General features: G+C 43.7%; 23 protein-coding genes. 12 read left to right on the top strand and 11 right to left on the bottom strand.

The window, feature by feature from the left end; all coding sequences use genetic code 11:
- Positions 1-23: 23 nt before the first annotated feature.
- Positions 24-854 (bottom strand): DUF1223 domain-containing protein, encoded by an 831-nt coding sequence (locus SNE26_RS22860; protein WP_321556186.1) that lies wholly within the window; start codon positions 852-854, stop codon positions 24-26.
- 247 nt (positions 855-1,101) lie between these two features.
- On the opposite strand from SNE26_RS22860, the gene SNE26_RS22865 reads away from it, so the two are divergent.
- Together SNE26_RS22865 and SNE26_RS22870 are read left to right on the top strand one after the other, a co-directional pair.
- Positions 1,102-1,677 (top strand): sigma-70 family RNA polymerase sigma factor, encoded by a 576-nt coding sequence (locus SNE26_RS22865; protein ID WP_321556187.1) that lies wholly within the window; start codon positions 1,102-1,104, stop codon positions 1,675-1,677.
- A 6-nt stretch (positions 1,678-1,683) separates the two neighbouring features.
- The gene (locus SNE26_RS22870; protein ID WP_321556188.1) at positions 1,684-1,953 is read left to right on the top strand and encodes a hypothetical protein; all 270 of its coding nucleotides are present in this window, start codon (positions 1,684-1,686) and stop codon (positions 1,951-1,953) included.
- A gap of 218 nt (positions 1,954-2,171) precedes the next feature.
- On the opposite strand, the gene dtd is transcribed toward SNE26_RS22870, so the two are convergent.
- Positions 2,172-2,630, bottom strand: coding sequence for a D-aminoacyl-tRNA deacylase (gene dtd / locus SNE26_RS22875; protein WP_321556189.1), 459 nt, complete (start codon positions 2,628-2,630; stop codon positions 2,172-2,174).
- Between the two features lie 250 nt (positions 2,631-2,880).
- Here dtd and SNE26_RS22880 point away from each other — a divergent pair, with 250 nt between their 5' ends.
- Together SNE26_RS22880 and SNE26_RS22885 are read left to right on the top strand one after the other, a co-directional pair.
- Positions 2,881-4,119 carry a cystathionine gamma-synthase family protein gene (locus tag SNE26_RS22880; RefSeq protein ID WP_321556190.1) on the top strand — a complete coding sequence of 413 codons (1,239 nt, stop codon included), beginning with the start codon at positions 2,881-2,883 and terminating at the stop codon, positions 4,117-4,119.
- A 134-nt stretch (positions 4,120-4,253) separates the two neighbouring features.
- Positions 4,254-5,447 (top strand): serine hydrolase domain-containing protein, encoded by a 1,194-nt coding sequence (locus tag SNE26_RS22885; RefSeq protein ID WP_321556191.1) that lies wholly within the window; start codon positions 4,254-4,256, stop codon positions 5,445-5,447.
- A 194-nt stretch (positions 5,448-5,641) separates the two neighbouring features.
- Here the strand turns inward: SNE26_RS22885 and rsgA are convergent, their stop codons facing one another.
- Positions 5,642-6,562, bottom strand: a complete 921-nt coding sequence (rsgA, locus tag SNE26_RS22890) for a ribosome small subunit-dependent GTPase A (protein ID WP_321556192.1) — start codon at positions 6,560-6,562, stop codon at positions 5,642-5,644.
- 462 nt (positions 6,563-7,024) lie between these two features.
- On the opposite strand from rsgA, the gene thrA reads away from it, so the two are divergent.
- The 4 genes from thrA to SNE26_RS22910 all read left to right on the top strand — a co-directional run bounded on the left by thrA (position 7,025) and on the right by SNE26_RS22910 (position 12,658).
- Positions 7,025-9,475 carry a bifunctional aspartate kinase/homoserine dehydrogenase I gene (gene thrA, locus SNE26_RS22895; protein ID WP_321556193.1) on the top strand — a complete coding sequence of 817 codons (2,451 nt, stop codon included), beginning with the start codon at positions 7,025-7,027 and terminating at the stop codon, positions 9,473-9,475.
- Between the two features lie 166 nt (positions 9,476-9,641).
- Positions 9,642-10,646, top strand: coding sequence for a homoserine kinase (locus SNE26_RS22900; RefSeq protein ID WP_321556194.1), 1,005 nt, complete (start codon positions 9,642-9,644; stop codon positions 10,644-10,646).
- Positions 10,647-10,839: 193 nt separating this feature from the next.
- On the top strand, positions 10,840-12,150 hold the full coding sequence (thrC, locus tag SNE26_RS22905; protein ID WP_321556195.1) for a threonine synthase: 1,311 nt from the start codon (positions 10,840-10,842) through the stop codon (positions 12,148-12,150).
- 148 nt (positions 12,151-12,298) lie between these two features.
- Complete coding sequence (locus SNE26_RS22910) at positions 12,299-12,658, top strand: hypothetical protein (protein ID WP_321556196.1); 360 nt, start codon at positions 12,299-12,301, stop codon at positions 12,656-12,658.
- Here SNE26_RS22910 and SNE26_RS22915 read toward each other — a convergent pair whose 3' ends face one another.
- Together SNE26_RS22915 and SNE26_RS22920 are read right to left on the bottom strand one after the other, a co-directional pair.
- Positions 12,659-12,967 (bottom strand): type II toxin-antitoxin system RelE/ParE family toxin, encoded by a 309-nt coding sequence (locus SNE26_RS22915; RefSeq protein ID WP_321556197.1) that lies wholly within the window; start codon positions 12,965-12,967, stop codon positions 12,659-12,661. It lies immediately after the preceding gene.
- Positions 12,955-13,140 carry a hypothetical protein gene (locus tag SNE26_RS22920; RefSeq protein ID WP_321556198.1) on the bottom strand — a complete coding sequence of 62 codons (186 nt, stop codon included), beginning with the start codon at positions 13,138-13,140 and terminating at the stop codon, positions 12,955-12,957. Before SNE26_RS22920 ends, SNE26_RS22915 begins: the two co-directional genes overlap by 13 nt.
- Before the next feature lie 68 nt (positions 13,141-13,208).
- Between SNE26_RS22920 and SNE26_RS22925 the strand changes: the two genes are divergently transcribed.
- On the top strand, positions 13,209-13,814 hold the full coding sequence (locus tag SNE26_RS22925; RefSeq protein ID WP_321556199.1) for an HAD family phosphatase: 606 nt from the start codon (positions 13,209-13,211) through the stop codon (positions 13,812-13,814).
- Positions 13,815-13,915: 101 nt separating this feature from the next.
- Here SNE26_RS22925 and cysM read toward each other — a convergent pair whose 3' ends face one another.
- Both cysM and epsC read right to left on the bottom strand, forming a co-directional pair.
- Positions 13,916-14,788 (bottom strand): cysteine synthase CysM, encoded by an 873-nt coding sequence (gene cysM, locus SNE26_RS22930; RefSeq protein WP_321556200.1) that lies wholly within the window; start codon positions 14,786-14,788, stop codon positions 13,916-13,918.
- Positions 14,789-14,811: 23 nt separating this feature from the next.
- Entirely contained in the window at positions 14,812-15,642 is an 831-nt protein-coding gene (gene epsC, locus SNE26_RS22935; protein WP_321556201.1) for a serine O-acetyltransferase EpsC, read from the bottom strand.
- Between the two features lie 125 nt (positions 15,643-15,767).
- On the opposite strand from epsC, the gene SNE26_RS22940 reads away from it, so the two are divergent.
- Complete coding sequence (locus SNE26_RS22940) at positions 15,768-16,208, top strand: nuclear transport factor 2 family protein (RefSeq protein ID WP_321556202.1); 441 nt, start codon at positions 15,768-15,770, stop codon at positions 16,206-16,208.
- 114 nt (positions 16,209-16,322) lie between these two features.
- On the opposite strand, the gene SNE26_RS22945 is transcribed toward SNE26_RS22940, so the two are convergent.
- Complete coding sequence (locus tag SNE26_RS22945) at positions 16,323-17,207, bottom strand: DMT family transporter (protein WP_321556203.1); 885 nt, start codon at positions 17,205-17,207, stop codon at positions 16,323-16,325.
- Positions 17,208-17,822: 615 nt separating this feature from the next.
- Here SNE26_RS22945 and SNE26_RS22950 point away from each other — a divergent pair.
- Together SNE26_RS22950 and SNE26_RS22955 are read left to right on the top strand one after the other, a co-directional pair.
- A complete protein-coding gene (locus SNE26_RS22950; protein WP_321556204.1) occupies positions 17,823-20,684 on the top strand; it encodes a histidine kinase in 2,862 nt (953 codons plus the stop codon).
- Between the two features lie 70 nt (positions 20,685-20,754).
- Complete coding sequence (locus SNE26_RS22955; protein ID WP_321556205.1) at positions 20,755-21,384, top strand: response regulator transcription factor; 630 nt, start codon at positions 20,755-20,757, stop codon at positions 21,382-21,384.
- A 326-nt stretch (positions 21,385-21,710) separates the two neighbouring features.
- Here the strand turns inward: SNE26_RS22955 and SNE26_RS22960 are convergent, their stop codons facing one another.
- The 3 genes from SNE26_RS22960 to SNE26_RS22970 are packed head-to-tail and all read right to left on the bottom strand — an operon-like array spanning position 21,711 to position 23,117.
- Positions 21,711-22,226, bottom strand: coding sequence for a glutathione peroxidase (locus SNE26_RS22960; RefSeq protein WP_321556206.1), 516 nt, complete (start codon positions 22,224-22,226; stop codon positions 21,711-21,713).
- A gap of 43 nt (positions 22,227-22,269) precedes the next feature.
- A complete protein-coding gene (gene ybeY, locus SNE26_RS22965) occupies positions 22,270-22,695 on the bottom strand; it encodes an rRNA maturation RNase YbeY (RefSeq protein WP_321556207.1) in 426 nt (141 codons plus the stop codon).
- Positions 22,695-23,117 (bottom strand): ATP-binding protein, encoded by a 423-nt coding sequence (locus SNE26_RS22970; protein WP_321556208.1) that lies wholly within the window; start codon positions 23,115-23,117, stop codon positions 22,695-22,697. Before SNE26_RS22970 ends, ybeY begins: the two co-directional genes overlap by 1 nt.
- Position 23,118 lies beyond the last annotated feature (1 nt).

Below are 23,118 nucleotides of genomic sequence, written 5' to 3' on the forward strand. Positions count from 1 at the left end.
GCTCTTAATGCCATTCAACACAACTATTGTCTGTTTTTATTTTGTTGCACAACATCTGCCGATATCTTGAAGGATGCTTTTGACGCGCCTAAGACAGCTCCATTTTCTGCGTTTTGTACAAAACCTATTACCTCCCATCCCCTGGCCTCAAACGCTGCAGGTAAAGTAATAGCTGTACTGCCATTGCTTCTGTTTAAAGTCAGGGTTTGCAGGTTTCGTACAATTTGAGCGTGGGCCAATGTGCGGCCGCCATTTTCACCTCGTTCAACTTTTACAACGGCTTGTTTTTGAACCAATGCCAATGATATCACACTATGTGCGTTCCCGGTATTGCCTTCAACTTTATATTGTATCGAAGCCATATTATTTGTGCTACGGGTAACATTCAGGTTTAATTGAACACTGCCGCTTCCTTGCAAACCATCTTTAATAGCGCTGCGCAAACGTTCCTCCTGCGAACCTACAAACTCCGTTTTGCCATTAACCACAATTTGCGGCGTGTAAACCTGCGGCAGGTTTAACCATCGTGCGTATTCATTTTGCCGTTTTGAATAATCGGCACTGCTGAAAACGTCTTTCCAGCCAAGGCGGTTCCAGTAATCAACATGGTAGGCTAAAATATAAACGGGCTTATCACCAACTTCTTTTTGAACTTTGGCAACCAGTTCATCGGCAGGCGGGCAGCTTGAACAGCCTTCAGAAGTAAACAATTCTACCAAAGCGAAGCCTTTTCCTTCACCCAGGGATGCTTTACTATAACCCTTTGCGGTATTTTTACAATTAGTAAAAGCGGCCGAAATAATTATAGCACCTATTAAAAACGGCACAAGTGCTAATGCTTTGATCCCTCTCATTTTATTCAGATTAAATGATCTACGTTTTTACTGCTTTGTCGGGTTTACGGGGATAACCTTACAATAAATTTTCTTTTTTTTGACTGATATAAATATCGGTATAATAAGCTCATTATCAACCAATGTAACGTAACTTAGTCATAGGAAAAAAACCCCATTTAAAATATCAGTTATTTTGAATTTATTTTGTAAGGATTAAGCTCTGTGCCCGACTAAACCTGTAATTGTATTAGTATTACCGCATTTCATGTTAACCGAAACTAATGTATTAAACCCACATAAATGGGTTGCCGCCTATGCCGATTACCTGTATATGTACGCCATTGTGCGCATCAATGATGAGGATACGGCTAAAGACCTGGTGCAGGAAACCTTTTTGGCAGCCCTTGAAAAAGTGGACAGGTTTGAGGGCAAAAGCACCGAACGAACGTGGCTTACCGCCATCCTTAAAAATAAGATCATTGATGTATACCGCAAAAAGTCATCTGGTTTGGCTATAGCTTCGGCCAATAAAGCAGCTCAGGAGCAGGATGATTTTTTTGAGGAAGATAACGGTCACTGGAAAGCGGAGTATGCTCCTCAGCCAATTGCCGGGATGGACGATCAGGACCCTTTGTTAAAAAAAGAGTTGAACGGCATCCTGCAGAAATGCCTGCAAAAGCTGCCGGCCCTGTGGAACGCGGTATTTACCATGAAACACATAGACGATGCGGCTACCGAAAATATTTGCACCGAACTGCATGTTACCCAGGCCAACTTCTGGGTTATCATTCACCGGGCAAAAGTTAACCTGAGGGCTTGCCTTCAAAAAAACTGGAATTAAATTAAAATGAGCTACTTAAAAAAAATTATATATAACTGTAAACAGGCTACTTTCCTCATCGAAAAAAAGCAGCTTAAACGGCTTAGCTTCCGCGAGGAAATTGAGCTGCGCATTCACCTGGCAGGCTGCGGCATGTGCGTATTATATGACAAACAAAGCCGTGCTATTAATGATATGGTGCAGCAGCTTTTTCATGATTCGCTGAAGAATGAGTTGAAATTAGATGATGCTTTTAAAGCCAATTTGCAGGCGAGGATTGAAGAGGGTTTGAGGTAATAATTAAATAAGTTAATTACGTTTAAATCCGAAGCCTCTGAAGGCGAAATGACATTTCCACCATCCGTCATGCTGAACTTGTTTCAGCACCTCACTTGCTAAGTATACATCATGCGGCTTGTCCTGTGAGTTCCCGAAACAAGTTCGGGATGACGACTTTTTTAATTATTATGGGTAGCAAGAGCGAAGAATGACGGGCATTTTTAAACATACCCTTGTTAATGATTATCTCTATCTTTCGTATCCATTATTATCGTTACCGGCCCGTCATTCAATAAATTGATTTTCATATCAGCACCAAAAATGCCTGTGGCCACTTTTTTGCCGGTTAAAGTTCCAAGCGTTTGTACCATTTGCTCATACATCGGAATAGCTTTATCCGGCTTAGCTGCGCGTAAAAACGACGGGCGGTTTCCTTTTTTGGTTTGAGCAAACAACGTAAACTGCGAAATCAATAGTATCTCTCCGTCAATATCGGCAAGGGCTTTGTTCATGAGGCCGTTCTCATCGCCAAAAACACGCATGCCTGTAATTTTATTGGCCAGCCATTGCAGGTCTTCGGCGGTATCGGCATCCTCAATTCCTAATAACACCAAAAATCCGGCACCTATTTCACCGGTTATCTTTCCATCCACTGTGCAGCTTGCCTGGGTAACGCGTTGTAGTACAGCCCTCATAATTTTTACACGAATTTCTTTTGATATCGGTCACAATTTAGGCGAATTTCACTAATCTTATTCTCTATAGATAAGTTAATTCGTGTAATTCGCTCAAATTGCAAACGCCATATAAGTATTAGTGGCCTATCAATATTCGTGTCAATTCGTTATCATTAGTGCAATTAGTGTTAATTCCATTCGTGTAATTAGTTCGTAATTAATTAAGTTCGCAACCGCTATTATGTATATCTAATTAATAGGATTTAAAATGAGTACCAAAAAAGGCTTCACTACCACCATATTACATGCCGACCGGCTTGGTAAACCCGAGCATGGTTCATTACATAAACCCATCCACACCTCTGTAACCTACGGGCATGATGACGTGCAGGACCTGGTTGACATTTTCCAGAACAAAAAAAGCGGTTACGCTTATTCGCGCCAGGGTAACCCTACCATTACCGCGCTGGAGCAAAAGGTAACCCAAATGGAACATGGTGTATCCACCATTGCTTTCTCAACCGGCATGGCGGCAATTTCGGCAACAGTAATGGCGCTTATTAAGGGTACCGATCATATTGTAGCCAGCTCGTTCCTGTTCGGTAACAGCCGCAGCATTTTCCAAACATTTATTGATATGGGTATCAGCATTGATTTTGTCGACGCCACCAATGTTGATAACGTGCGCGCTGCAGTAAAGGAAAACACCCGCATGGTGTTTGTTGAAACCATTGCCAACCCGGCTACGCAAATTGCCGACCTTAAAAACATTGGCGACCTGTGCGAAGAAAAAGGCATTTTATACGTGGTTGATAATACCATGACCTCGCCATACCTGTTTAACCCGGTTAACGTTAAGGCAAGCTTGGTAATCAATTCACTAACCAAATATATCGGCGGCCATGGCAATGCCCTTGGCGGCGCGGTTACCAATACCGGTTTGTTTAATTGGACAAACTATCCAAACATTTTCCCCGGATTTAAGGCAGTGGTAAAACCAGAGAACCTGGGCATGACCCAGATCCGCAAGAAAGGTTTGCGCGATGCCGGCGGCACTTTATCACCCGAGGCTGCACATACCATATCTGTTGGTGCCGAAACACTGGCCCTGCGCCTTGACCGTGCCTGCAGCAATGCGTTGGCACTGGCTAAATATTTCGATAATCACCCAAAAGTTAAAAAAGTATTTTACCCGGGCGTTGAATCGCACCCGCAGCATGCATTGGCCGGTGAGCTGTTTACACGTTACGGCGGCCTAATGAGCATCGAGCTTGATGAAAGCATCGACTGCCTGGCATTTTTAAACAAACTGAAACTGGTTGTAAAATCAAGCAACCTTGGCGATACCCGCACACTGGCTATCCCGGTGGCACAAACCATTTTCTTTGAGCTTGGTGCCGAGCGCCGCGCCGAAATGGGCATCCCCGAAAGCATGATCCGCCTGTCGATCGGCATTGAAGACCTCGACGATTTACTCGATGATTTCAAAACCGCTTTAGGCGAATAGATATTGGGCCTTGTGTTATTCACAAGGCCTTTTTTATTGAATCCCATTACCTGTTCGCAGCTATTATATCAAAGCATAAAATAATGTTCATTGATCAATAGGGGTTTATATTCTGTTTGTTGTAATATAGACATATGAAAACCTATAAAACCTTGAAAACACTTCTTTGTGTGCTAACTTTTGCCCTGCTAACCAACGGTATCCAGGCGCAAACCCAACCAGATTCTTTAACCCTGAAATTACAGCAGGCTTTTACGCAAGACAGCCTGCCCGGTATGTACGTGATCATGACCAATGGTAATAAAGTGACTTATTCCCATAGTTTTGGTTATGCAGATGTAGCTAACCAGGCCCCCTACTCGGCCAATACAATTCAAAACATTGGTTCGGTTAGTAAAACTGTTATTGCTGTTGCATTGATGAAAGCTATCGAGTTAAAGTACTTTACGTTAGAAACCGATATCAATGATGTTCTGCCCTTCAAAGTGACTAATCCTAATGACCCCAACGGAAAAATAACCATTCGCCAGTTAACCAACCATTCATCGGGGATTGTTGATAACCCTGAGGTATATCATTACTGCTATCATTTTTATCCTAAACTAAGGGCTTATGACAGCGTTTCGATAAAAATCCTAAACCAGATGGGGTTTGGTGATAAGCTAAAGGATACTACTTTGGCCCAGTTCTTCTATAATTATTTATCGCCGCAAGGCCAATATTACAGCAAGGCTAATTTTGGTGAAGGCCCGGCTGGAAGCGTTTCCTCATATTCTAATACCGGTTCGGCACTGGCGGCTTATCTCATCGAACTAAAATCGGGCCTTTCTTATGCACAGTTTACCCAAAAGTATATCCTGAAGCCATTAAAAATGGATCATTCAGGCTGGCATATCCAGGATGTGGATTTAAAAAACCACGCATATTTATATCTCGACCTAAAGAACCGGTTCCCATTATACGACCTGGTTACCTACCCTGATGGCGGGTTAAAAACCTCACCCGAAGATTTGAGCAAATATTTAATAGCGATTAGCAAACACGATAAAAAACTGCTGACCGAAGCATCATACCAGGCTATGTTCACTCCGCAGTTCAGCAAAGAGCATCCGCCTAAAAATATCAACTTAACCTACCGCAACAAAGGCATCTTCTGGAATTTATATACCAACGGCACCATAGGCCATGACGGTGATGATCCCGGTGTGGGTACTTATTTATTCTTTAACACAGCAACAGGTAAAGGCGGCTTGTTTTTGTGTAATAAGTATCTGCCAAATAAACAGGCTATCGTTGATGTGCTGGTAAGGGAGGCGGCGAAGAAGTAAGCGTATCAATAAAATTTGTCATTTCGACCATCGGGAGAAATCTTATGCATCATACTGAGCTAACTATACAGAGCGGTTTACATGGCGCATAAGTTCTCTTTCGCACCGACACACGAACCACCTCTGCTCTATCGAAATGACAAAACTTGAGTTTTTTCTTGTCTCTTTATTCTTGCTGTCTTGCGCGTCTCTAACTAAGCCCTTGTATCGTTCCCGTGATAAATGCTCAGGTAGCTTTCATAGCGGGATAGGGTTATCTCGCCTTCTTCCAAAGCTTCAAGCACGGCACAACCGGGTTCATTGATGTGGCGGCAGTTGTTAAAACGGCAATCGTGCATGCGTTCGCGCATTTCGGGGAAGAAATGGCCGAGCTCCTGCTTTTCTATGTCGATAACGCCTAATTCACGAATGCCGGGGGTGTCGATGATGAAGCCGCCCTGTGGCAGTTCAAACATTTCGGCAAAGGTGGTGGTGTGCATACCCTTATCACTCCAGTCGGATACCATGTGTGTGCGTAAGTCCAGTTCGGGCAACAGCGCATTGATCAGGCTTGATTTGCCCACGCCTGAGTGGCCGGAGAACAGGGTAACTTTATCTTTCAACAGATCCTGCACCTGGCTGATATTGGTGCCTTCAATAGCCGAAACTTCAAAACAGGGATAGCCGATATCTTCATAAATGGCTTTATAATCGGCCAACACCTCGAGGCCTTCATCACTGAAAAGATCGAGTTTGTTAAATACAAGTCTTGCAGGAATATCATAGGCTTCGGCAGTAACCAAAAAGCGGTCGATAAAACCGAGGGAGGTACGGGGCGAGGCAAGGGTAACCACCAGTATGGCCTGGTCAAGATTGGCAGCAATGATCTGCGCCTGCTTGCTGAGGTTGATTGCTTTGCGGATGATGTAATTTTTACGCTGTTGCAGGTTGGTGATCACACCGTCTTCACGGTCGGGTTCCATTTCAAAATCAACTATATCGCCAACGGCGATAGGATTGGTTGTGGTGATGCCTTTAATACGGAACTTCCCTTTGATGCGGCAGTCTATCCTTTGCCCATCGGGTGTTTGTACCTGGTACCAGCTTCCGGTTGATTTTGTTATTAGTCCCTGCATATTATCAAGGTTCAAAAGTAACAAATTAATTTTGACACTAATTTTTTTGGGGTTGAACGAATTTATATTGAATACGAATACATTGCATGATATTTGAAATTAAATCGAATTACACAAATTATAGTTAAGCACGACACGATTTGTATAATTTGATCTAATCATTTCCCTATCACTTGGCATTCGTGAATAAATTAATTCGTGTAATTCGTCTTAATTATCTGCGCTAACCAAGCATTCGTGAATAAATTAAAATAATCCTTGCGTATTCAAAAATAATCTACTTACTTTACAGACATTATATATGACAATTAACAACACCATTATTACCACTATTATTACCACCGGCATAAACCTCGGAGGAAGATAATCGTATGGTGTAAAAACATAAAATGAAAACCAGATGAAAGCCTTCCTCCGCAAAGAGGAAGGCTTTTTTGTTATAGCTTGATACTAAACCCATAAATGAAAGTTTTAAAATTCGGAGGCACTTCCGTCGGATCTGTGAGCAGCATCCAAACCCTGTTAAGCATCCTTAAGGATGAAGTAAAAAATGAAGAAAAACCGGTAGTGGTGTTATCAGCCATGGGCGGTGTAACCAACCTGCTCTCGGCCATGGCCGAAGACGCAGCCAACGGTATTGATTTTACCGCCGGGCTTGCCGAGCTGGAAAAACGCCACTTTGATGTGGTGAAGGCTTTGCTTGACGTGCAGAACCAGAACCCCGCCCTCACCCGTTTAAAAATTCACTTCAACCAACTGGAAGAATTGCTGCAGGGCGTACTTACCCTCCGTGAGCTTACCCCTAAAACCCGCGACCAGGTGCTGGCCTTCGGCGAGCGCTGCTCAACCCTGATGGTGAGCAAAATTGCCGCACAGCATTTTGGCGATGTACTTTTTGTTGATGCTGCCGATGTGATTAAAACCGATAGTGCTTTCGGCAACGCCAAAGTAAATACCGAGCTAACCGAACGACTGATACAAGGCCTCTACGCCGAAAACAAAGGCAAAACACTCATTGTTACCGGCTTTATTGCAGGTAATGATGCCGGACAAACCACAACTTTAGGTCGCGGCGGTTCTGATTATACCGCAGCCATATTCGGCGCGGCGTTAAATGCCCAGGAGGTTCAGATCTGGACGGATGTTAACGGCATGATGACTGCCGATCCCCGCATGGTGAAAAAAGCGTTCTCCTTAACCGAGCTTACTTATACCGAAGCTATGGAACTTTCCTACTTCGGCGCCAAAGTGATCTATCCGCCAACCATGATCCCCGCATTTTTAAAGAAGATCCCTATCGTGATCAAAAACACCTTTGAGCCGGAGTTTGAAGGTACCGTGATCCGTCATGATTGCAAGGCCTCTACCCTGCCAATCAAAGGGATCTCATCTATTAACAATATCAGCATCCTTAATTTAGAGGGCAGCGGCATGGTAGGCAAATCGGGCTTTAGCGGCCGCTTGTTCTCCTTGCTTGCCCGCGAGCAGATCAACGTGATCCTGATCACCCAGTCGTCATCAGAGCATAGCATCACCTTCGCTGTTCAGCCGCAGGATACCGAACGGGCCAAACAAGTCATCGAACAGGAGTTTGAGCTGGAGCTTGCCGCTAAAAAACTGGAGCATTTGGTCATCGAAAAAAATCTTGCTATCCTGGCTATAGTAGGCGAAAACATGAAACAAACCCCGGGCATGTCGGGCAAATTATTCCATGCGCTGGGCCGTAACGGGGTTAACGTAAGGGCTATAGCACAAGGCTCATCAGAGTATAATATCTCGGTGATCATCTCTGCAAATGATCTATCTAAAGCACTGAACGCTGTGCATGATGCCTTCTTTGTACAGCTCACCAAAACCCTGCATGCATTTTGTTTGGGTACAGGCAACATCGGCAAAACACTGTTTAATCAATTAAATGCCCACAGCGATTACCTTAAAGACAACAATGGCATCCAGGTTAAAATAGCCGGTATCAGCAATACCCGCAAAATGACATTCAACAGCGATGGCATCTCTTTGGATACCTGGCAGGATGATATTCAATCGTCGCCGTACGAGGCGGACCTGCAGGGCTTTATCAACCGCATGAAGGAGATGAACCTGCCCAACTGTGTATTTATTGATAATACTGCAAGTCCTGTTCCTATCGGTTTTTACGAGGAGGTTTTTAAAGCCAATATCTCGGTGATCACCTGTAATAAAATAGGCAACTCGGGCAGCTATCAGCAATACCGTATGTTTAAAGATACCGCCCGCGCACATGGTGTCGATTTCTTTTACGAAACCAACGTTGGTGCTGGTTTGCCCATCATCAACACCCTAAAAAACCTGATGAACAGCGGCGACAGGGTGCAGCGCATCGAAGCCATACTTTCGGGTACAATATCGTTCATATTTAACAACTTTAAGGGTGATGCCAACTTCCACGATGTGGTAAAAGAAGCCCAGGAAAAAGGCTATACCGAACCCGATCCGCGTGATGACCTGAGCGGTAAGGATTTCATGCGCAAAATGCTCATCCTTGCCCGCGATGCCGGTTATGCGATGGAAGAAGCCGATGTCGAAATAGCAAGTGTATTGCCAAAAGCAAGCCTTGAAGCCAAAACCGTTGAGGATTTTTACGCAACATTAAAAACCGAAGACACGCATTTTGCCAAACTAAAAGATGCCGCCGAAAAAGACGGCAAGGTATTGCGCTACATTGGCAAACTGGAAGATGGTAAGGTAACTATCACCCTGCAAATGGTTGATGAAAACCATCCGTTCTACATGCTGTCGGGCAGTGATAACATCATATCCTTCACTACCGACAGGTACCGTGAGCGCCCGCTGGTTGTAAAAGGCCCCGGCGCAGGTGCTGAAGTAACCGCCGCAGGCGTATTTGCTGATTTAATAAACGTAGGAGCGAATTAGTTTAAAAATCCCCTCTTGAGAGGGGGCGCGGCGGATAAGAGTATTAGCTGGGGTGTGTTTCTATGCTAAGAATAGCAAAGCGAAACACACCCCTCCACCCCTCTCAAGAGGGGAATCGCACAGCCCTCGCCTAAAAGCGACATATTATAGTTTGATATTTTAAATAATGGAAGATAATAAATTACAAGAATTAGTACCTACACCTCTGGCTTCTCCGCCAGCTGGCGGAGGCGGGGGGCGCGACAGCATCCACGTTTTCGCACCCGCAACCGTTGCCAACGTGGTTTGTGGCTTTGATGTGCTCGGCTTTGCGGTTGATGAACCGGGCGACGAGGTTATCATGCGCCTGACTGGAAAACCGGGCATCACCATCAGCAAAATTACAGGCGATGATGGTCGCCTGCCGCTTGATCCGGCAAAGAATACTGTGAGTGTAAGCGTTCAGTACTATTTACAAAGTGTTGGTCGTACAGATATTGGCCTGGATATCGAGCTGCACAAAAAAATGCCTATCGGCAGCGGCCTTGGTTCAAGCTCGGCCAGTACCGTTGCTGGTTTGTTTGCCATCAAAACTTTGTTGGGCGATGATTCTGACCCGATAAAGTTGCTTCCTTTTGCCATGAAGGGCGAGGAAATGGCTTGCGGTCATGGCCATGCCGATAACGTAGCCCCTGCCCTTTTTGGTGGTTTTGTATTGATCCGCAGTTATGAGCCGCTTGATGTAGTAAGGCTGCCGCACCCTAAAAACCTGTGGTGCGCCATCGTATTCCCTGATGTTGATGTACCAACCCGCGAAGCCCGGCAGATCATCCGCAAAAACATCCAGATGAAGGATGCCGTAACCCAATGGGGCAATATCGCCGGACTGGTAAGCGGTTTATTTATGCAGGATATCGACCTCATTGGCCGGAGTATGAAAGATGTACTGGTTGAACCTGTACGCTCCATGCTGATCCCCGATTTTTATAAAATGCGCGAAATGGCAATGGAGCTTGGCGCAGTAAGCTTTGGCATTTCAGGTTCAGGGCCATCGGTTTTTGCTTTTACCAGGGATGAAGCAACCGCCCGTGCCATCACCCAAAAGTTACAGCAGCATTTAACAGGGCTAAAAATCGGCTCGAATAGTTACGTATCAACTATAAATGACGCGGGGCCGAAGGTTTTGGGATAAGTGTCGCCCCTCCCAAACCCTCCCCTAAAGGGAGAGTATTTAAACCATCCCGTCATTGCGAGGTACGAAGCAATCCCCGATAAGCAGGTCCGCCCTGTATAGTTCGCGATTGCTTCGTACCTCGCAATGACGGGATGGAGAAATCCACAAATAAAATAAATCCGAAATCGAACATCCGAATTCCGAAATCAAAATGAAACTCTACAGTACCAATAATACCCTATCTGAAGTATCGTTCAAAGAGGCGGTTTTTAACAGCATGCCGCAGGATAAAGGCCTTTACATGCCTTATAACATCCCACGCCTGGATGATGACTTCATCAACAACCTTGATCAATATACCCTGCCCGAAATCGCTTTTAAAGTAGCGCAAAACCTGCTTGGCGATTCTATTCCCGAAGCTGATCTGAAAGCTTTGATAGATGATGCCATTAATTTCCCGGCTCCCATCGTAAAGTTAGAAGACAATGTTTACGTGCTCGAACTTTTCCACGGCCCATCACTTGCATTCAAAGATTTTGGCGCACGTTTCATGAGCCGCGTAATGAGCTATTTCCTTGAGCCCGGCGAAAAACAGCTGGACGTATTGGTTGCTACCAGCGGTGATACCGGCGGCGCGGTGGCCCTTGGCTTCTTAGGCGTTCCTAATACCCGTGTTACCATCCTTTATCCCAAAGGCAAGGTAAGCGGTGTGCAGGAGCAGCAGCTCACCACCAACGGCCAAAACATCCGTGCACTGGAAGTTGACGGTACCTTTGACGATTGCCAGGCCCTGGTAAAACAAGCTTTTGTTGATGCTGAACTGAACGGCAAATTCCGCCTTACCTCGGCTAATTCAATCAACATAGCACGTTTGGTGCCGCAAACCTTTTATTACTTCAATGCATATGCGCAGCTATTAAGGCAAGGGATTAAAAAGGGTGTGTTCTCGGTACCGAGCGGTAACTTCGGCAATATTGGCGCCGGCTTGTTAGCCTGGAAAATGGGCTTACCTGTCGAAAAATTTATTGCAGCTACTAACGCCAACGATACCGTGCCCGAATTTTTAAAAACCGGTGTTTATCAGCCGAAACCATCTGTAGCTACGCTTTCAAACGCTATGGATGTGGGCAACCCAAGCAACTGGGTACGTATTGCCGATCTGTTTAAAAACGACACCGAAGCCTTGAAGGAACTGGTTGTGGGTTTTAAATATGATGATGAGGAAACTGTAAAAGCCCTTAACTGGGTGTTTGATAATTATGGCTATGTGGTTTGTCCGCATACAGCAATAGCCTGGCAGGCCCTGACTGATTACAAACAAGATCATGCCGCTATTGATACAGCCGGAATATTCCTTTCAACAGCACATCCTTGTAAATTCCCGGACGTTTTCAGCGATGAAGTTGCGGCTAAAATTGAAGTGCCTGAACAGGTAAAAGAACTGGAATCAAAAACCAAACTGGCGGTAGCCATCAGTAAAGATTTCGCCGATTTTAAAGGCTACCTTTTAGCAGTAGATTAATTTCAGTATTTTTAGATGCTGGAATTTTCAATATCCATCACGTCATTGCGAGATACGGAGCAATCCCCGATTAACAGGTCCGCTCTGTATAGTTCGCGATTGCTTCGTACCCGCAATGACGGGTTTAGCTTCAATACCGAAACAAAAAATGCTCAACAAAACCTCATTGATATTTCCCTGCCTTTTGGCAGTTTGCCTAACCGCCTGCAGCCGCAAGCAAAAGTTTGACCGTGATAAATGGGATGATGGCGACGGCATTACCTTTGCCTACCGCCCGGGCATGGTTGAAGATCTGATAGCCAGCAAGCAACTCAATGGTCTTAAATATCAAAAAGTGATTCATTTGCTGCACCGTCCGCAATTAAGTAGTAAGGATAGCATGGTGTATGATCTGGACAGGCAGTACAGCAAGGGCACATTAGTTTATACCCAAACACTTGTTGTTTTCCTGAAAGATTCGGTAGTTACCAGGGCCGAGGTTCATGAAACCCACGCAAAAAAGAAATGATTATTGGGGTTTAAAAGCAGGGTTATTTTTAAGCAGTCGTTTGCTGTGATGAACAGTAAGTACATCAATCCGGGTTTTGTTTATAATTCTATAAATCACCCGGTAACTCCCTACCAATACTTCTCTTATTAAAGGATCTTGTTTTTCGGGAACAACTTTACCTCTTCTTGGAAATTTCTCTAAAGGCTTAACGCTTAATAGCAATCGTTGAACCTGTATCTGAGCGTAATGAACAGAGTCTTTAGCTATAAATTCGGCTATATTGTCAATATCCTTAATAGCCTGCTTAGTCCAGTTTATTTCAACCATTTAGCCAAGCTTTCTTTAGCTTCCTCTGCAGACAGTGTTTCACCGTTATTTGATTGTTCAATACCAACGTCAATTTTATTCAACAACATTAACCGGTCTAATATTTCATCAAAGCTAAATTCGCCAGGCAAATCATTAACTGTTTTTAGCACTTCTTCTTTCGTTAGCATCATTAACTATTTAATAATCTAATTTACTAATTAAAATTTAAAGTGTTTATTCGCTTTAAGTTTTAACACCAATGATCAACACTATAATATTCGATCTGGGTGCCGTTCTAATCGACTGGAACCCGCATTATATGTACCGCAGCCTGTTTACCGATGAACAGGAAATGAAAGATTTTTTAGCGAATATCTGTACTTCCGACTGGAACGAGGAACAGGACGCCGGCCGATCCTTACAGGAGGGCACAGATCTGCTTGTCGCCCAGTTTCCGGAGCATGAAGCCAATATCCGCGCTTTTTATTCCCGCTGGATAGAGATGCTTGGCGAGCCATTTCACGGCACGGTGGAGATTTTCAAACAGTTAAAGGAAAGCGGTAAATACAAAATTTACGCATTGACCAACTGGTCGGCAGAAACTTTTCCGATGGCCCGGGAGCGTTTTGATTTTTTAGGCTGGTTTGATGGCATTGTGGTATCCGGTACCGAAAAAATGCGTAAACCCACTCCGGCCTTTTACCAAACCCTGCTTGATCGTTACCAGGTAAATGCTGATGAGGCTTTATTTATTGATGACAATTACCGTAATATTTTAGCGGCAGAAAAGATGGGGATCAAAAGCGTTCACTTTACTTCGGCAGAGGCGCTGGAAGAAGAGTTGAAAAAGTTGGAAGTGTTGTAGTCGGGCGAGCCGGCAACCGGCTGTGGAGACACAGCCTCCGGGATTGGATTAAATGATAAACTTACGCTCATCATGGATGAGCGCAAGTTTTAACGGTTCTCTTACCCAAACAATTCACTGCTCAAATACCTGTCGCCCCGGTCACAGCAAATAAAAACGATAATGCCCTCTTCCAGTTCCTGTGCAAGCCTTATTGCCGCAGATAGTGCGCCGCCGCTGCTCATGCCCGCAAATACGCCTTCTACTTTAGCCATCTGACGCGCCATTTGAGTGGCTTCTTCCTGCGAAATATCCATTACCCTGTCAACCCGTTTGGCATCAAAAATCTTGGGCAGGTACTCCTCCGGCCATCTGCGGATGCCAGGGATGGAAGAGCCTTCAACCGGCTGGCAGCCCACAATCTGAATATCCGGGTTTTGTTCCTTAAAATATCTCGAACAGCCCATGATGGTACCTGTAGTGCCCATAGCGCTCACAAAATGGGTGATCTTGCCCGCGGTATCACGCCAGATTTCCGGGCCGGTTGTTTTTACGTGGGCCATGTAGTTATCCGGGTTGGCAAACTGATTTAACAAAAAATATTCGCCGGTGGCGGCCTTTTCTTCAGCATAATCACGGCAAAGCTCTATCCCTTCAAGCAAGGTTACTTTGGCGCCAAATGCTTCCATGGTAAGCGTACGCTCGCGGGTGGAGTTAGATGGCATCACCAGCTCTATCTCTAAATCAAACAGCCTTGCAATCATAGCCAGCGCTATGCCTGTATTGCCGCTGGTAGCTTCAATCAGTTTTGTGCCCGGCTTTATATCTCCGCGTTCAATGGCGCTCCTGATCATGTTGAGCGAAGCACGGTCTTTTACGCTGCCTCCGGGATTATTTCCTTCCAGCTTGGCGAAGATCTGCACTTTGGGATTGGGGTTCAGCTTTTTAATTTCTACCATAGGCGTGTTGCCTATCAGGTCTATCAATGAAGCCATATCTATTTTATTAGGTAAATGTTCTATTTTCTTTCGCCAAACAGTTTAATGCTCAGCCTTTTCAGGATCCGGTGATTAGGGGTATGATATACCCTTGAGTTTGGCGGCAGGCTTTTGGTGAGCCAAACGTTCCCTCCCACCACACTGTTATGGCCAATTATGGTTTCCCCTCCCAAAATGGTAGCGCCCGAATAAATCACTACATTATCTTCAACGGTTGGGTGCCGCTTGGTATTGGCCATGCTTTTATCTACACTTAAAGCGCCTAAAGTAACACCCTGGTACAGCTTCACATGCTTGCCTATCTTGCAGCTTTCGCCAATAACAATACCGGTGCCATGATCTATGTAGAAATACTCGTCTATTTTGGCAGCAGGATGAATATCTATCCCTGTCTTTGAATGTGCGTATTCGGTAAGGATCCTCGGCAACAAGGGTATATCATCAATATAAAGGCTATGCGCCACGCGGTAAAGCGAAATGGCGTAAAATCCGGGATAGGTACGGATCACCTCAAATTCACTGCGGGCAGCTGGATCGCCGTTAAAAATGGCCTGGATATCGGTATTCAGGATGCGGAACAACTCTGGAAGGCTTTCAAAAAATTTTTTGGCCAGCTTTGAGGTATCGCAATTGCTGCAGGCCTTAGTGGCATGCATAATTTCGCACAGTTCGTTCTCAAGCCTTACAAATTCACTCTTCAGCTCTTCAACAGAGGCATACAGTTGCCCTGTTTGCTCGGGATACAGCAAATGGATCACTTTTAGCGCCCAGGCCGTAATTTCCCTGTTTGAAGGCACGGCCTCCAGGTTTTGCTGTTTAGCAAAAATATGTTGATAAAAATCCTGACTCATGTTTTATGGTGGGGCTGTTTTGGGAAAACAACCATTAACAGTACAAGTTTATATAAAAGATTGTTGTTAATATGTAAAATGAGCCAGATAATTGATATTTGGCTACAAACATCTACGCCGAACCAATGAAAGATCAAATAATTGAAACCGTAACAGCCTTGTTCAGCGGAGCCGATGAACGCGACTGGACCAAAGTTAAAAATGCACTTGCCGAAAATGTTGAGCTTGATTATAGCTCCATGACGGGAAACCCGGCAAGCCTTGTATCATCCGGAGATATCATCACCGCATGGCGCGGCTTTTTGCCCGGTTTCGACAAAACGCATCATCAACTGGCCGATTTTTATGTAATGCAAAACGGATCGGTAGCGCTGGTACACTATTACGGCAAAGCCGAGCATTTTATTGGCGATGAGTGTTGGATTGTTGAAGGCACTTATGATACAGAGCTTATTGAAACCAATGGCAAATGGATCATCACCAAACATAAACTTAACCTTATTAAACAGGATGGCAATATGGATTTGCCGGCACTGGCGGCAGCGAGGGTTTCTGAGCAGGGCTGAACCTGCAATAAACAATAACGCCAGTTTCGCTATTAAGCCGAAGGGACTAAAGCAATTGAAGACTTACGAAGTTTTTTAAACTTCGTAAGTTTGGATTCTACACCTATAGCTTAACTATGACAAGCTTTCTCCCATTCTTTTCCGCCGGCTTAACCCAGCCTGCATAATCACCGATATGATGATGATCAACAGGCCTGCGTAAAAGGATAAATTAAGCTGCCGGGATTCATTGAATAAGATCATTGCCAGCAGAATGCTGTAAACAGGCTCCAGGTTAAAGGTTAGGTTAACCGTAAAGGCAGACATTTTCTTCAAAACCTCGGCCACCAAAACATAAAGCCCAACCGTGCAAAAAAGCGATAAAAGCAGCAAATAAAATATATCCAATGTGCCTGGTACTATCGTTTTTGAAGGAAAGAAATAAAGATATAGCGGTGAGGCCAGTATTAGCGCAACAGATCCGGCCAGCATTTGATACAGGTTCATAACGGTTGCGTCATACTTTTTAACCAGGCGTTCATTAAAGATGGTATAAAGTGATGCCAGGAAAGATGATATTACACCAAGTATGATCCCCGTTCTGAATGAGGTATCAAAATGAAAGATCAAACCGATACCGGCCAGCGTAAGCATACTTAATAGTAACTCGGTTAAATTAAACGGTTTTTTGTTAACAAGCGGGGCCAGGAATGCTGTAAAAAAACTGGTAAGGCAATAACAAACTACGCCCACAGAAACGTTGGAATATTTGATGCTGGCATAAAAAAACACCCAGTGAAAAGCTATCAGTAGCCCCGCATTGCCCATTTCCCTGATGCTGCCCCACGAATAATTAAATTGTGGCTTTTTGACCCACACAACAACGACCAGGAATAAAAAAGAAAACAGCGTACGGTAACAGGTGAGTAAATATTCATTTAAAGAGATTAGCTTCCCAAATACGCCGGTAAAACCAGCCAGAATTACGGCTATATGTAATAGAATAAGTGTTTTTTTCATTTTTTGCTAAAATAAGATAGATCGGGCAAACACGATGACTCATGCAATTGTCCGCATTGAATTAAATTGTTTGGAAATGGTGTTGGAAAAAACTCAAATACAGTTGCACAACAACTGGTTTTGATTAGCAAAAAAGAAAGACTGGTGGATCATTAAAAAAAAGCTCCGAGACAAGAAATGCCGGGATAAGGGGTTTGAGGTTGTCCCCTGTGCCATATTTAATGTTTGTTGTTATCATTCGTTGATGAACCAAAGATAGAAAAAGTTTTGCTTTAACTAAAGATTTGTATTGCCTCATCACTTTAGCCACTGCCATAAAATTAGAGACCGTTTTATTTACAAAAAATAACTGCTACTGAAAATAGCTTAAGCAGGGGCTGGTGTTATCCCCACAATCAGAACGGCCAGGATACACACATACTGCGTGTGCCAGGCATAAGCCCGGATACTTATATAATAAATGTTTACAAGCGGGGCTGCTTATATTTAGATGGATATTAATTACAATAGCATTTCTTTTTATATTTATCAGGTGATATAATTGCACAAAGCCATACACCGTATCATTGTATATGTTAAAAAGGCAGCGATGTTAAAATTGATACCAATAATAAAATGCCGTTAAAAAGCTTTTTTTTTAAACTTTTAATATTAACTCAATTTTTATTTTCGGGCGTATACGCCAGCACTCCCTACCAGGTAGTTTACCTGAAAAACTATAATGCACCTGATGGCCTGCCCAGTTCAAGGGTTAATTATTTAATGCAGGACAGCAGGGGCTTTATCTGGATAGCCACGGATAAAGGCGTGAGCAGGTTTGATGGTCAGCACTTTAAAAACTTTACATCGACCGATGGGCTTGAAAGCAATGAGTGTTTCCGGATAGCAGAGGATAACTACCACCGGATTTTTTTTTACTGTAACAACTACCGGTTCTGTTACTATGAAGACGGACTTATACATAAGCTTAATTCGCCGCAAAAAATATGGGTATTGCCTTTTGCCAATTTCTTTTTTAACAGGTATAACGAGCTTTGCGTAAATTACGCCCTTAGTACCAAGGTATATCATTTTGATGAGTTAAAATCGGGAAGACATAGTATCCAGCATTTAGGCGGGTATGTTTATGGTTCTGGCGGAGAAGAGCTTATCCTATCTGAAAACGACCTTAACATGCTCGAAAAAGAGCTTTCGGGCGGGCAGCTAAGCTATCAAACAGCCAAAAACAATACCAAACCTTACCGATTAGCTATACAGCAAAATCATTTGTTATTGATAACCAAGGAATGGGTAAAGGTTTACCAGTATCAAAAAAGCGGGATTACCCCGCTCAATAAAATCTATTTTACCGGCAATGTAACTTCAGTTTACCCAACCGGTAAAAATACTGTTGCCGTTACAACGGTAAAGCAGGGGACATACATTATAAACTATCTTACCGGCGAACGGAAAAATTATCTTAACAATAACATCACTACTGCTACGGTTATTGACCGTGAAAATAATATATGGTTTGGCAGTTATGACAAAGGCTTTTTTTTAAGTACCAATCCCGAAGTAAAAGTTATTAACAAAGAAAGCGGGCTGACAAATGAGGATGTTTTAAAACTGGGCATTGCCGGGGGCTATCTTTTTACCGGGCATGTTTTAAGTGTACTTAATTACATAAAACTCGGTGTAAACCCAATTCCGCCATTAGGCAGCATAACTATAAAGCAGGACAGGTCTGATTTTAACCGGATAACCAGCCTGGTCACAATTACTGGCAACAGGCTCATGATTGGTACCGATAACGGCTTATTCGGGTTAGATGTGTCCAATAGCAACCCGTTATCATGGCACCCTGTAAAATACTTCATTGGCCCTATAAAAGGAATTGCTCAACGGCCCGATAAAGAAGTGTGCTTTATTTCACAAAATTCCGTTCTTGTATCGTCAGGTCAGCTCAAACGTACGCAAGGCTATGCATTTGAAAATTTAAGATTAACATCTCTTACCCGGTATAAAAACAACATGCTGGTAGGTTCACTTTATGGGTTATACAAGTTTACACCCGCCACTAAGGATATTGCCTATGTCAGGATACTGGCTGATAAAGGGATAAATATTGTTAAATGCCTGGCATCAAATAATGAAGTATGTGCAATAGGTACTGAAGCCCAGGGAGTGTTTTTGCTGGAAGGCGAAAAAATTGTTCAATTCAACGTACCGGCTATATCTTCCGCCGACATCCGTAAACTGGTATGGACAGATGCCAATACACTATGGGCCTGTACCGCAAATGGCGTAAGCATTATCAGCTTCAGTAATAATTATCACAATTACCGCATAAGCTTGCTCAATACCAGTAACGGGCTCCCCTCAGATAACGTTGCCGATGTAGTACAGAATGGCCATGATTACTATATAGCCACCGATCAGGGCATAGCTGTTACTCAAAATTTAGGGAATACGGGCCTGCCCAGGCCGGTATTGATTAATGACGGAATACCCGGAACTCAAAACAGCTTTACTTACGGCCGGCCCGTTGTATTTAACTGTGTTGCCCTATCCTACAAAAGCATGGGTAAAATACAATACCGCTTCAGGCTCAGGGGTGTCGACAAAAATTGGAGCACTGCTCCATCCGGCGAAAAACGGTTCGACCTGCTCCCCCCCGGAAACTATGAACTGGAAGCGGTGGCTGCCGATCGCTTTAACCAGTTAAGCCCCCCGCTCATTTTTAAATTTGCCGTTATACCTTTATGGTACCAGCAGCTATGGCTGCAGATTGTGGCTGTTCTATGTGCCATAATCATCGTTTTTTTGCTGGTACAAAAATATTATCAGTCCATCATCGGCCTGCAAAAAAAGGACTATGAAAATGCCCTTGCCCTGCAGCGTGAACGCCAGCGCATCAGCAGTGAGGTGCATGATGATTTGGGGGCAAGCATCTCCGGCATTAAGCTGCGAACTGAATTACTGAGCCAAAAAGTAGCCGATCAGCCTGCTTTTAAGGAGATTGATGCCATTCATGAAGCTATTACAGATATAGCTACCCAAATGCGGCTGATTATCTGGAGCCTCGATGCTGAAAATGACGAGGTGAGCAACCTGGCCGGTTTTATTCATAAACAAGCCGTTAAAATATTTGAATACAGCAAGACCGACCTTCATGTAAATGCCTCGGTTAGCGAAACCGGGGCTACCATCAGCGGCGAAAAAAGGCGCCAGGTATACCTCCTTGTGAAAGAGGTTTTAAATAATATTGTCAAACATTCAAAGGCCCAAAACGCATTTCTGGAAATCAACCTTTACAAAAACCGGCTGCAGATCAGTATCCGTGACGACGGCCGGGGCTTTGACCCCGACGTTCGTAAACACGAAACCATGGGGATCCGTAATATTTACGCACGTGCAAAAAGATTGAATGCCGAACTAAAAATTGATACTGCCCCGGGCAAAGGAACATCCATCAGCCTTAAACTAAACCTTTAAACTACCCCATAATAGGTATAAAGAAAGCCGGCATAATTTAGGAAATTAGCATTTTATATTGACCGTAAGCATGCTCCAGATAATTTTGTTAGAGGATAATTTACATTACCGGCGCGGGCTGGAACAGATTATTCATGATATGAGCGGCGTAAGTTTGATGGGCTCATACGCTAATGCCGAAGCCGTATTAAAAAAGATAAACGAGCTTAAACCCGATATTTTTATCGTTGACATAAACCTTGAAGGCATGTCGGGCATTGAATTTATACGGCGGGCCAAGCCCCTGCTCCCGGATGCCGAATTTTTGATGTGTACCATCAACGACGACAATACCAATATTTTTGAATCGCTAAAGAGCGGCGCAACAGGCTATATGCTCAAAGAATCATCGGCCGATGAGATCAGGAATGCCATTACCGAAATCGCGGCCGGCGGTTCGCCCATGAGCGCCTATATCTCACGCAGGGTCATCGCATCATTTAATACTGCTGCTGCAAAACCGGCTACTGTTGCCGCCGAAAACCTCACAGAGCGCGAGGTTGAAGTACTTAACCACCTGGCGCGCGGCCTCCAGTACAAAGAAATTGCCGATCGCCTTGAAATTACTACCGGTACCGTTAAAAAACACATTCGCAATACCTACATCAAGCTGCAGGTACAAAACAAAGTAGAAGCGATTAATAAATTCCGCGCAATTTGATATACTACTTTTTCAGTATTGCAGCGCTTAATGGTTAAGGCTAATTTAGCGACATAAAGAAACTAAAAGGCTATGTTTAAATTAACTTCCCTCTTTAGTGGTTTTAATGCCTAAACCTTATCATTACTATAAATTAGCCGCTCCCTGGCTGCGTTAGCCCCTGTCATTCCCCTCTGCACAATTTACAAACGCCCGCCTAAAAGATCAATCCTGTTTTTAACAAAAAAGGGGAAACAACCAATTGGTCATTTACCCTTTTACTTTATTCAAAACTATCTTGTTAACCGGCACTACCGTCGGTACGCTATGCCTTAAAAGGCAAAACCTTAGTTTAAATACTTTGTGATATCCTCAGATAATGGAGTGGTTTGCGACCTGAAACGGTGGATCAGCTTACCATTTTCGTCTATCAGGAATTTTTCAAAGTTCCATTTGATATCGCCGGTAAAATCAGGGTTGGGGGCAGTTGTCAGGTATTGGAATAACGGATCGATATCCAAACCTAAAACGCTTACCTTGCCGCTCATCGGGAATTTTACGTTGAAGTTTTCTTTACAAAAGGTTTTGATGTCCTGGTTAGTGCCCGGCTCCTGGCCGCCAAAGTTATTGGCCGGGAAGCCTACTACAACCAGCTTACCTTTGTATTGCTCAGATAGCTTTTCCAGATCGGCATATTGTTTGGTGAAGCCGCATTTTGAAGCCGTATTTACAATCAATACTTTTCTGCCTTTGTATTTAGCAAGGCTAAAATCTTTGCCATCAATAGTTTTCAGTTTAAAATCATATACTGAAGAAGGTGCAGCGGCAAATAATAAGGCGATGATGAGTGCCAGTGTTTTCATGGTTTTTACAATTGATTTTTAATAATCCAGTATAAAAGTAAGGCTAAAAATTTCTTTTAGCTAAGTACTCATCTTCTTTTTGTGTCATTTTTTGTTTTGTAACAACACTTTTATCCGTGTAGCCCAAAAGGTGCAGGGCCCCATGAATAATTACGCGGTGCAGCTCATCGGTTTCTCCGGTTTTAAATTTGGCGCCGTTTTCACGGATGCGGTCAATCGAAATAAAAATATCGCCAACAATATCCCCCTCTACTTCCGAATTATCAAAAGTTACGATATCAGTAAAAGTATCATGATCAAGATATTGCTGATTTATTTGCAGCAGGTAGGCATCTGAGCAAAAAATATAATTAAGCTCTTTCAGTTTAAAGCCCTCGGCAACTATTGTATCCCTGATCCACTGTCTTAACTGCGCTTTTTGTTTTGGCTTAAAGGTTGTGTCTTCTTCAAAAAAATTAATAGTGGGCATCAGATTTTAAAGTGAAGTTCAATTTCATTACCTGATGCATTAAAAATGCATTGATCGGCAAGGTGCTTGATGATAAACACGCCGCGCCCGGTCAGGTTCTCGAGGTTTTCGGGAGCCGTGGGGTCGGCAAGGTTATTATAGTCAAAGCCCGGGCCTTCATCGGTAACAGTCCAGATAATACGCTTGGGTTCAACTTCGGCGTTAACAATCACCTTTTTAGTCTCGTCCTGCTTGTTCCCGTGCATAATGGCGTTAATAACCGCTTCGTTAAGACAAGTCATCATGTTGGCAAAAGTGTCTTCCTCAACATGATATTTATCAGCAATTTCTTCTATCAGCTGCTCAAGCAACGTTATGCTCTCCGGGTTTGACGGCAGCTGCAACGTGTATAGCTCGCTGGTTTGAACATTTGCCTCTTCCATA

The sequence above is a fragment of the Mucilaginibacter sp. cycad4 genome, from assembly GCF_034263275.1.
Lineage (GTDB): Bacteria > Bacteroidota > Bacteroidia > Sphingobacteriales > Sphingobacteriaceae > Mucilaginibacter.

What these genes read in the sequence shown, in the direction of transcription:
- SNE26_RS22885 (WP_321556191.1), top strand. Translation starts at nt 4,254, where the DNA reads ATGAAAACCTATAAAACCTTGAAAACACTTCTTTGTGTGCTAACTTTT.
- SNE26_RS22880 (WP_321556190.1), top strand. Translation starts at nt 2,881, where the DNA reads ATGAGTACCAAAAAAGGCTTCACTACCACCATATTACATGCCGACCGG.
- SNE26_RS22870 (WP_321556188.1), top strand. Translation starts at nt 1,684, where the DNA reads ATGAGCTACTTAAAAAAAATTATATATAACTGTAAACAGGCTACTTTC.
- SNE26_RS22960 (WP_321556206.1), bottom strand. Translation starts at nt 22,226, where the DNA reads ATGAAAACACTGGCACTCATCATCGCCTTATTATTTGCCGCTGCACCT.
- SNE26_RS22945 (WP_321556203.1), bottom strand. Translation starts at nt 17,207, where the DNA reads ATGAAAAAAACACTTATTCTATTACATATAGCCGTAATTCTGGCTGGT.
- thrC (WP_321556195.1), top strand. Translation starts at nt 10,840, where the DNA reads ATGAAACTCTACAGTACCAATAATACCCTATCTGAAGTATCGTTCAAA.
- SNE26_RS22865 (WP_321556187.1), top strand. Translation starts at nt 1,102, where the DNA reads ATGTTAACCGAAACTAATGTATTAAACCCACATAAATGGGTTGCCGCC.
- ybeY (WP_321556207.1), bottom strand. Translation starts at nt 22,695, where the DNA reads ATGCCCACTATTAATTTTTTTGAAGAAGACACAACCTTTAAGCCAAAA.
- epsC (WP_321556201.1), bottom strand. Translation starts at nt 15,642, where the DNA reads ATGAGTCAGGATTTTTATCAACATATTTTTGCTAAACAGCAAAACCTG.
- thrA (WP_321556193.1), top strand. Translation starts at nt 7,025, where the DNA reads ATGAAAGTTTTAAAATTCGGAGGCACTTCCGTCGGATCTGTGAGCAGC.
- SNE26_RS22915 (WP_321556197.1), bottom strand. Translation starts at nt 12,967, where the DNA reads ATGGTTGAAATAAACTGGACTAAGCAGGCTATTAAGGATATTGACAAT.
- SNE26_RS22860 (WP_321556186.1), bottom strand. Translation starts at nt 854, where the DNA reads ATGAGAGGGATCAAAGCATTAGCACTTGTGCCGTTTTTAATAGGTGCT.
- cysM (WP_321556200.1), bottom strand. Translation starts at nt 14,788, where the DNA reads ATGGCTTCATTGATAGACCTGATAGGCAACACGCCTATGGTAGAAATT.
- SNE26_RS22920 (WP_321556198.1), bottom strand. Translation starts at nt 13,140, where the DNA reads ATGATGCTAACGAAAGAAGAAGTGCTAAAAACAGTTAATGATTTGCCT.
- SNE26_RS22900 (WP_321556194.1), top strand. Translation starts at nt 9,642, where the DNA reads ATGGAAGATAATAAATTACAAGAATTAGTACCTACACCTCTGGCTTCT.
- SNE26_RS22940 (WP_321556202.1), top strand. Translation starts at nt 15,768, where the DNA reads ATGAAAGATCAAATAATTGAAACCGTAACAGCCTTGTTCAGCGGAGCC.
- SNE26_RS22955 (WP_321556205.1), top strand. Translation starts at nt 20,755, where the DNA reads ATGCTCCAGATAATTTTGTTAGAGGATAATTTACATTACCGGCGCGGG.
- SNE26_RS22925 (WP_321556199.1), top strand. Translation starts at nt 13,209, where the DNA reads ATGATCAACACTATAATATTCGATCTGGGTGCCGTTCTAATCGACTGG.
- dtd (WP_321556189.1), bottom strand. Translation starts at nt 2,630, where the DNA reads ATGAGGGCTGTACTACAACGCGTTACCCAGGCAAGCTGCACAGTGGAT.
- SNE26_RS22950 (WP_321556204.1), top strand. Translation starts at nt 17,823, where the DNA reads ATGCCGTTAAAAAGCTTTTTTTTTAAACTTTTAATATTAACTCAATTT.
- SNE26_RS22910 (WP_321556196.1), top strand. Translation starts at nt 12,299, where the DNA reads ATGCTCAACAAAACCTCATTGATATTTCCCTGCCTTTTGGCAGTTTGC.
- rsgA (WP_321556192.1), bottom strand. Translation starts at nt 6,562, where the DNA reads ATGCAGGGACTAATAACAAAATCAACCGGAAGCTGGTACCAGGTACAA.
- SNE26_RS22970 (WP_321556208.1), bottom strand. Translation starts at nt 23,117, where the DNA reads ATGGAAGAGGCAAATGTTCAAACCAGCGAGCTATACACGTTGCAGCTG.